Source organism: Rhizomicrobium sp. (assembly GCF_056722145.1).
In genome coordinates this window covers 1-7,864 of record NZ_JBWZET010000331.1, presented here as the reverse complement: position 1 = coordinate 7,864, position 7,864 = coordinate 1, and the positions used below count along the sequence as shown (strand labels likewise).

Sequence of the window (7,864 nt, the reverse complement as noted above, 5' to 3'; positions counted from 1 at the left end):
CGCGCCACCAGCGGGAAGACATGGCCGGGCATGACGATGTCGCCGGGGCCCTTGGTCGGGTCGATGGCGACGGCGACGGTGTGGGCGCGGTCGTGCGCCGAGATGCCGGTGGAGACGCCTTCCTTGGCCTCGATCGACACCGTGAAGGCGGTGCGGTGCATGGCGGCGTTGAACTGCGTCATCATCGGAATCTGCAGCTTTTCGGCGCGCTCCTGGGTCATGGCGAGGCAGATCAGGCCACGGCCGAACTTGGCCATGAAGTTGATCGCTTCGGGCGTGCACATCTGGGCCGGAATGTAGAGATCGCCCTCGTTTTCGCGATCCTCGGCGTCGACCAGGATCACCATCTTGCCGTTGCGCACGGTCTCGATGATCTCGTCCACCGGCGAAATGTATTCATGGAAGTGCGGCAGGTCTTCGAGCTTGCTCATGCTTTCACCAGCCTTGCCACGTAGCGCGCGATGGTATCGATTTCGAGGTTCACCTTCATGCCGGGCTTGAGGTGGCCGAATGTCGTCACCTCCAGTGTATGCGGAATGATGTTGACCCCGAAGCGATTGCCTTCGACTTCGTTGACGGTCAATGAAATTCCGTCGAGCGCCACCGAGCCTTTCTCGGCGATGTATTTCGCCAGCGCCTTGGGCGCCTCGAACGTCATGCGGGTGCTTTCGCCCTCGGGCGTCAGCTTCACCAATTCCGCCAGCCCGTCGATATGGCCGGACACGATGTGGCCGCCGAGCTCATCGCCGACCTTGAGCGGCAGTTCGAGGTTGACCGGCGTGCCGGCCTTCCAGGTGCCCATGGTGGTCTTGGACAGGGTTTCGGCCGAAGCCGTCACGGCGAACCATTTGTCCGCATTGCTGCCCTTTTCGACGATGGTCAGGCAGGCGCCGCAGCAGGCGACCGAGCCGCCCATCGGCAGCTTGTCCATGTCGTAATGATGGGCGATCACGATATGCGTGTCGCCGCGCTTTTCGATCTGCCGGACTTGGCCGACATCGGTGACGATTCCTGTGAACATGGCGTGTACCTAGTCTTTTCGGGCGTAGCTTACCAGAAGGTCCGGGCCGAGGCTGCGCCGGGCTGTCATTCGGAATTTTGGGGCCTCGCTGAGCGCCAACGCCGACAGCGCCTCCACCGAACTGAGCCCCGACCCGCCCAGCACCATGGGAGCGCTAAAAACCTCCAGCCGGTCGGCCAAACCGCGGTTGAGGAACCCGGCATGGATCGAAGCGCCGCCCTCCACCAACAGCCGGGTGATACCGCGCCCTGCCAGATCGGCCAGGACAGCGGCAAGGTCCGGGCGTCCGGTGACGTCGCGGGCGACCGCAATCACCTCCACGCCGCACACCTCCAGCGCCCCGCCGCCTTCGGGCGAGGTGGTGTAGACCAGGGTCGGAATGTCCTTCGCCGTTTGGGCGAGCTGCGACCACGGCGCCAGCCGGCGGCGGGTATCGACCACCACGCGGACCGGGGAACGGTCTTCCAGCCCCGGCAGGCGGCAGGTCAGCATCGGATCGTCGGCCAGCGCCGTGCCCACCCCGATCAGGATGGCGTCGTGCCTGGCCCGCAGCAGGTGGCCATACGCCCGGGCCGGTTCGGAGGTGATCCAGCGGCTGTCGCCAGTCGCGGTGGCGATCTTGCCATCAAGGCTCTGGGCCAGCTTGAGAGTGACCAGCGGCCGGGCGTGACGCACCTTCAGGAAGAACCCGGCGTTCAGCTCAGCCGCCTCAGGCTCGCAGACCCCGGTCGTGACTTCCACGCCCGCCATCCGGAGCCAGGCGATGCCTTCGCCGTTGACTCGTGTATCGGGGTCCGACACCGCCACCACCACCCGGGCGACGCCAGCATCGATCAGCGCCTTGCTGCACGGCGCGGTATGGCCGTGATGCGAACAGGGCTCCAGCGTGACATAGGCCGTGGCGCCGCGCGCCGCCTCGCCCGCCTCGGCCAGCGCCTGCGGTTCGGCATGCGGCCGGCCTCCACGCGCCGTCCGCCCGCGCCCGACCACGACGCCATCCTTGACGATCACACACCCGACCGCCGGATTAGGCGCAACCTCCCCCAGCCCACGAGCGGCGAGGGTCAAGGCATGGCGCATGAATTCCAAATCGTGCGGATTTGCCGGCACCGTCTATTCCTCGCCGAAGTAATGATTCACGCGGAGGCGCGGAGGCGCGGAGCGAGTCATGCTCGCCTCACCGGCGTGCCACTGTTTCCGCCAGTCCCAGAGCCACTCGTTATCCATCTGGCCTGCCCGCTCCGCGTCTCCGCGGCTCCGCGTGCGCATTGTCCGTTCGTTGGATTGAGCCACGATCATCCCTCACCGGTAGCTTGGTTCACGCGAAGGTGAGGTGATGCCGAGGGGGCAAGTCCGTTCACCACTCGTTGCAATCCCTGCATCAGCGTTGGCGCCCCGAAATTCATCAAAAGCCCTACGGGCAATTTCATTAACCGCAAATAGGTCAGCAGCTGCTTGGCGTGAACAGGCGCCGAACGCTCGACGGACTTGATTTCAACAACCACTTGCGCCTCGATCAGCAGATCGATCCTGAACGCATCTTCGAATTCCAAGCCGTCGTACTGAAACGAAATTGCTTTCTGACGTTCAACGTGCAGGCCGCGGCGCAGCAAGTCGCGTGTCAGAACCAATTCGTACACGGACTCCAGCAGCCCAGGACCAAGCCCCTTATGCAGCTTGACGGCCGCATCAACGATTACGCCGGTGATGTCATCCAACGATCTGGTAGCTTGGCACACCCGCTCCGCGCCTCCGCGTCTCCGCGTGAACCCCAAAAGCAGTACCACCTGAAAGCGCCCGAACGCGCGTTCAGTCCTTGTCTTCGATGCCGCCGTGGATTTCGCCGAGGATGGCTTCGAAATCCTTGGCTTCGCGGAAGTTCTTGTAGACCGACGCGAAGCGCACGTAGGCGACCTTGTCCAGACTTGACAGTGCCTGCATCACCAGTTCGCCGATCATCGGCGACGGGACTTCGTTCTCGCCCATGCTTTCGAGGCGGCGGACGATGCCGGTGATCATGCGGTCGACGCGGTCCTGCTCGACCGGGCGCTTGCGCAGGGCATGGTTGATCGAGCGCTCCAGCTTGTCGCGATCGAACGGCTCGCGCCGCCCGCTTTTCTTGACCACGATCAGCTCGCGCAGCTGCACGCGCTCGAACGTGGTGAAGCGCCCGCCGCATTCCGGGCAGTGGCGCCGGCGGCGGATCGCCGAGTTGTCCTCGGACGGGCGGCTGTCTTTGACCTGAGTATCGTCGTGACCGCAGAAGGGGCAGCGCATGGTGGTTCTCTAGGGCTTCGATGTGCCTATTGATAGATCGGGAAGTGACTGCACAGCTCACGCACGCGAGCACGCACTTTGGCTTCCACATCGGCATCGCCCGCTTCACCCTTTTTGCCAAGAGCGTCGACGACCTCGATGATCAGATTGCCAATTTCCTTGAATTCGACCGGGCCGAAGCCGCGCGTCGTACCGGCCGGCGTCCCCAGACGGATGCCGGAGGTGATGGTGTACTTCTCGGTATCGAACGGAATGGAATTCTTGTTGCAGGTGATGAAGGCGCGATCGAGCGCCTTCTCGGCCGCCTTGCCGGTCGTGCCTTTGGGCCTCAGATCGACCAGCATCAGGTGTGTGTCGGTGCCGCCGGAGACGATATCGAGACCGCCGGCGTAAAGCGTCTCGGCAAGGATTTTCGCATTGTCGACAACGGCTTTCGCGTAGATCTTGAACTCGGGCTTCAACGCCTCGCCGAACGCCACCGCCTTGGCGGCAATGACATGCATCAAGGGACCGCCCTGCAGGCCGGGGAAGACGGCCGAGTTGATCTTCTTGCCGAGGTCGGCATCGCGCGACAGGATCATGCCGCCACGCGGACCGCGCAGGGTCTTGTGGGTGGTGGTGGTCACGACGTGGGCGTGGTCGAGCGGATTGGGGTGCGCCTCACCCGCCACCAGACCGGCGAAGTGGGACATGTCGACCATGAAGTACGCCCCGACCTCGTCCGCGATCTTGCGGAAGGCGGCGAAATCGATGTGGCGCGGATAGGCTGAGCCGCCCGCGATGATGACCTTGGGGTTGTGCGCCTTGGCCAGCGCCGCGACCTCGTCCATGTCGATGCGGTGGTCCTGGCGGCGGACCTTGTAGCCGACCGGCTTGAACCACTTGCCCGACTGATTGACCGGCGAGCCATGGGTCAGATGCCCACCGCAGGACAGGTCAAGGCCGAGGAAGGTATCGCCCGGCTGCATCAGGGCGAAAAACACCGCCTGGTTTGCCTGGGCGCCGGAATGCGGCTGGACGTTGGCAAAGGAGCAGTCGAACAGCTTGCAGGCGCGCGCAATCGCGAGGTTTTCCGCAACATCGACGTATTCGCAGCCGCCGTAATAGCGCCGGCCCGAGTATCCTTCGGCGTATTTATTGGTCAGGACGGAGCCCTGTGCTTCCAAGACTGCCTTGGAAACAATGTTTTCGGAGGCAATCAGCTCAATCTTTTCTTGCTGACGCTTGAGTTCGTCAGTGATTGCCTGGTTGAGGTCGGGATCGGTTTCAGCCACACCCTGAGTGAAAAAATCGGTACGCCCGGCCACTTTTGCCTCCATTGCCCTGACCCGCGGCGCCTAGCCGTTGAGCGGCGGGGCACCTCCTGCGGTCGTACCCCTTCCCCTTTACCAAATCTAGAGCCTGGGCGGAGTTGACGCCAAAACGCGAGTTTCGGTCGCAACGAGTGTAAACAAAAGACCACTCCACCGCTACGCGAATACAAACGTTACGCGAAGTCAGTAATCAACTATTTGTTGCAATCCAATCGGTTACAGGGGCCTAATTTGCAAAATTAAACGTCCTGTGAATACTTGGCATTATTCTGCCAACCTCGAATCGAGTTCGACCGAGATTGACCAAGACGCGTCGTGCAAAACCAGTAACCGCCGAATGCTTGGCGCCAGCCGGCTCGGCAAGGAAATTTGAAATGGAAAGTTCGAAGGGTAGCGAACTGCTGAAACTCGCGAGCGACATCGTCGCCGCCTATGTCAGCAATAACCCTGTGCCGGTGAGCGAACTGCCGGGGATGATCAAGAACGTCCATGCCACGCTGGGAACGCTGTCGGGCGCGCCGGCCGCCGAAGTCGCGACCAACCAGAAGCCGGCCGTGACGATCAAGAAGTCGATCACGCCGGAGTATCTGATCTGCCTCGAAGACGGCAAACGCCTGAAGATGCTGAAGCGCTATCTGCGCTCGCGCTACGGCCTGTCGCCCGACCAGTACCGCACCAAGTGGGGCCTGCCGCCGGACTATCCGATGGTCGCCTCCAACTACGCTGCCCAGCGCTCCGAATTCGCCAAGAAGATCGGCCTCGGCAAGCCCGTCACGAAGAGCCGCCGGCGGGGATAAGGAACAGGCGAATAGCGAATAGCGAATAGCGAATAGGGGATTGACGGGCATCGTCCGCCTGCCGTTTTTCGCTATTCGCTATTCGCCTTCTTCATCACCATCTTCAGCTTGGCGACCGCGTTGCGGATCAGGCCCTGGCGTGCAGCGATCGGGCCGAAGACACTGGCTTCGGTGCCGGTCTTGGGATCGACGGCACTGACCTTCAGAAGCCCGCCCTGCTGGATGCACTCGATGTAGACGCCCTCGTCGGTCGCGACCATCAGGCCACGGACTGATTCGGCAGCTCGTGGTGCCTCCACAAATCCGACAGCGCACCGACCAGCTTGTCCATCATCTGCGGCGTATGCAGCGGGCCCGGCGTGAAACGCAGCCGCTCCTTGCCGCGCGGCACGGTCGGATAATTGATCGGCTGCACATAGATGCCGTAGTCGTTCATCAGCGCGTCCGACACCGCCTTGCAGCACACCGGATCGCCGACCATCACCGGCACGATGTGGCTGGGCGTGTCGATGATCGGCAGACCGGCGCCCTTCAGCATCGCCTTGAGACGCCCCGCCGCCGCCTGCTGCTTCTGGCGTTCGACGTTGCTTTCCTTGAGATGGCGGATGGAGGCGATCGCACCGGCGCACAACACCGGCGCCAGCGAGGTCGAGAAGATGAAGCCGGGCGCGAACGAGCGGATGGCGTCGATCACCGCCGCCTTGGCCGTGATGTAGCCCCCCTGCACGCCATAGGCCTTGGCCAGCGTGCCTTCCACGATGTCGATGCGGCTCATGGTGCCGTCGCGGGCCCCAATGCCGGCGCCGCGCGGGCCATACATGCCGACGGCATGGACTTCGTCGATATAGGTGAAGGCGCCGTATTTGTCGGCCAGATCGCAGATCTTTTCGGTCGGGCCGAAATCGCCGTCCATCGAATAGACGCCTTCGAACGCGATCACCTTGGGCCGGTGCGGCTCGATCGCCTTCAGGATGTCTTCGAGGTGTTCGACGTCGTTGTGGCGGAAAATCTTCTTCTCGGCGCCGCCGTGGCGGATGCCTTCAATCATCGAATTGTGATTGAGCTGATCGGAAATCAGCACCGCATTGGGCAGCAGCTTCGATAATGTCGACAGCGTCGCGTCGTTGGAGACATAGCCCGACGTGAAGGTCAGCGCCGCTTCCTTGCCATGCAGGTCGGCAAGTTCCTGCTCGAGTTGGATATGATAGTGGGTCGTACCGGAGATATTGCGTGTTCCACCGGCGCCGGCGCCACACGCATCCAATGCTTCATGCATGGCGGCGAGCACCTTCGGGTGCTGGCCCATGCCGAGGTAATCATTTGAACACCAGATGGTGATGTCGCGAGGGTCGGCCTCGCCATAATAGGTCGCCGTCGGGAATGCCCCCTTGCGGCGCAAAAGATCAGCAAAGACCCGGTATCGGCCTTCGCGCTTGAGCTCGGCGATGGCTTCCTGGAAACGCGCAAGATACGGAAAAGACATGGTTTTTATTACTCCATCCCCCCCGAAGCAGGTGCCGCATAATCAGGGTTATTTTGGAACCTTTCAAGAAAATAGCGCGGTTTTATTGTCACATGATAATAGCTCGCGCAGCATTCGTGCGCACGTCCGTAATCACCACCAGGTTGTCATATCCGCGGACCCGTTACCGGGCCACCACAGCATTGACCACCAGGGCGATCAGAACGGTGTTGAAGAAAAATGAGACGATGCCATGACCGGTCGCCGCCTTGCGCATCGCCCGCGAGCGGACTTGAACATCCGACACTTGCGCGGTCATGCCGATGACGAAGGAAAAATAGAGGAAGTCCCACAGATCGGGTTCGGGCGTGCCGGGGAACTCGAGGGCCTCGCCGGCTTTGGCATCACCCGGAGGATCGAAATAGAACATGTTGGCGTAATGAAACGCCGAGATCGTATGAAGCACGAACCAGCCCAGCGGGGCTGCCGCCAGCACCAGAGCCAATGACAGGGTGTCAAGCTTGCCGCCGGCATTCAGCGCCAGAAACACGCCGGTCACGTTGACGGCGATGACCGTCAGGGTGATCGCCACCACCACCAGGATGCCTTCGTCCTGGCGGGCGGCTCGGCGCTTGAGATCGGCCGGGGTATGGCCCACCAGCACACCCAGCGCTGCCGCGAGATAGACGACAAAGAAGGCGTCACCGGCCGCCGCCACTGGCTGCGGGCCGTTGCCGAGCACGAATGCCGCCCAGACGAACACACCGCTGGCCAGCGCGACGTAGAAGCGGCTGTGATGATAGACGTGGTGATGCAGTTGTTTTCGGGTCGGCAGCATGGCGCCATGCTCGCACGAGTCGAAAGCGGCGGCCATCCCGATGCAGCGCGAGCTGTCCGGTGCGGCGGTGGCAGGCGATCCGGAAAACACCAAGGCCCGCGCACGCTAGAAAGCAGCGTGGACGGGCCTTGGCCGTTCAGGAACACACGTTCGGGC

The 7,864-nt window shown here is 62.4% G+C and carries 10 protein-coding genes; 1 reads left to right on the top strand and 9 read right to left on the bottom strand.

The annotated features are described in order from the left end of the window. The 6 genes from AC1P6P_RS17735 to glyA all read right to left on the bottom strand — a co-directional run. Positions 1 to 431 (bottom strand): 3,4-dihydroxy-2-butanone-4-phosphate synthase (locus tag AC1P6P_RS17735; protein ID WP_481403774.1); only part of this gene is annotated, 431 nt, incomplete at its 3' end. After that, the gene (locus AC1P6P_RS17730; protein ID WP_481403773.1) at positions 428 to 1,021 is read right to left on the bottom strand and encodes a riboflavin synthase; all 594 of its coding nucleotides are present in this window, start codon (positions 1,019 to 1,021) and stop codon (positions 428 to 430) included. The genes AC1P6P_RS17730 and AC1P6P_RS17735, both read right to left, overlap by 4 nt. 9 nt (positions 1,022 to 1,030) lie before the next feature. Next, positions 1,031 to 2,131: a bifunctional diaminohydroxyphosphoribosylaminopyrimidine deaminase/5-amino-6-(5-phosphoribosylamino)uracil reductase RibD gene (gene ribD / locus AC1P6P_RS17725; RefSeq protein WP_481403772.1), complete on the bottom strand. Its 1,101-nt coding sequence runs from the start codon at positions 2,129 to 2,131 to the stop codon at positions 1,031 to 1,033. 185 nt (positions 2,132 to 2,316) lie between these two features. Continuing rightward, positions 2,317 to 2,739 carry a GxxExxY protein gene (locus tag AC1P6P_RS17720; RefSeq protein WP_481403771.1) on the bottom strand — a complete coding sequence of 141 codons (423 nt, stop codon included), beginning with the start codon at positions 2,737 to 2,739 and terminating at the stop codon, positions 2,317 to 2,319. A 91-nt stretch (positions 2,740 to 2,830) separates the two neighbouring features. Next, the gene (gene nrdR, locus AC1P6P_RS17715) at positions 2,831 to 3,298 is read right to left on the bottom strand and encodes a transcriptional regulator NrdR (protein ID WP_481403770.1); all 468 of its coding nucleotides are present in this window, start codon (positions 3,296 to 3,298) and stop codon (positions 2,831 to 2,833) included. 26 nt (positions 3,299 to 3,324) lie between these two features. After that, positions 3,325 to 4,617, bottom strand: coding sequence for a serine hydroxymethyltransferase (gene glyA / locus AC1P6P_RS17710; protein WP_481403769.1), 1,293 nt, complete (start codon positions 4,615 to 4,617; stop codon positions 3,325 to 3,327). A 368-nt stretch (positions 4,618 to 4,985) separates the two neighbouring features. On the opposite strand from glyA, the gene AC1P6P_RS17705 reads away from it, so the two are divergent. Next, positions 4,986 to 5,408: a Ros/MucR family transcriptional regulator gene (locus tag AC1P6P_RS17705; RefSeq protein ID WP_481403768.1), complete on the top strand. Its 423-nt coding sequence runs from the start codon at positions 4,986 to 4,988 to the stop codon at positions 5,406 to 5,408. A gap of 71 nt (positions 5,409 to 5,479) precedes the next feature. Here AC1P6P_RS17705 and AC1P6P_RS17700 read toward each other — a convergent pair whose 3' ends face one another. From AC1P6P_RS17700 to AC1P6P_RS17690, 3 genes are all read right to left on the bottom strand, one after another. Beyond that, positions 5,480 to 5,668: a DUF6898 family protein gene (locus tag AC1P6P_RS17700; protein ID WP_481403767.1), complete on the bottom strand. Its 189-nt coding sequence runs from the start codon at positions 5,666 to 5,668 to the stop codon at positions 5,480 to 5,482. Next, positions 5,668 to 6,891 carry a 5-aminolevulinate synthase gene (gene hemA / locus AC1P6P_RS17695; RefSeq protein ID WP_481403766.1) on the bottom strand — a complete coding sequence of 408 codons (1,224 nt, stop codon included), beginning with the start codon at positions 6,889 to 6,891 and terminating at the stop codon, positions 5,668 to 5,670. The genes AC1P6P_RS17700 and hemA overlap by 1 nt, the downstream gene beginning before the upstream one ends. A 163-nt stretch (positions 6,892 to 7,054) precedes the next feature. Continuing rightward, positions 7,055 to 7,708 carry a DUF1345 domain-containing protein gene (locus AC1P6P_RS17690; RefSeq protein WP_481403765.1) on the bottom strand — a complete coding sequence of 218 codons (654 nt, stop codon included), beginning with the start codon at positions 7,706 to 7,708 and terminating at the stop codon, positions 7,055 to 7,057. Between the last annotated feature and the right edge of the window lie 156 nt (positions 7,709 to 7,864).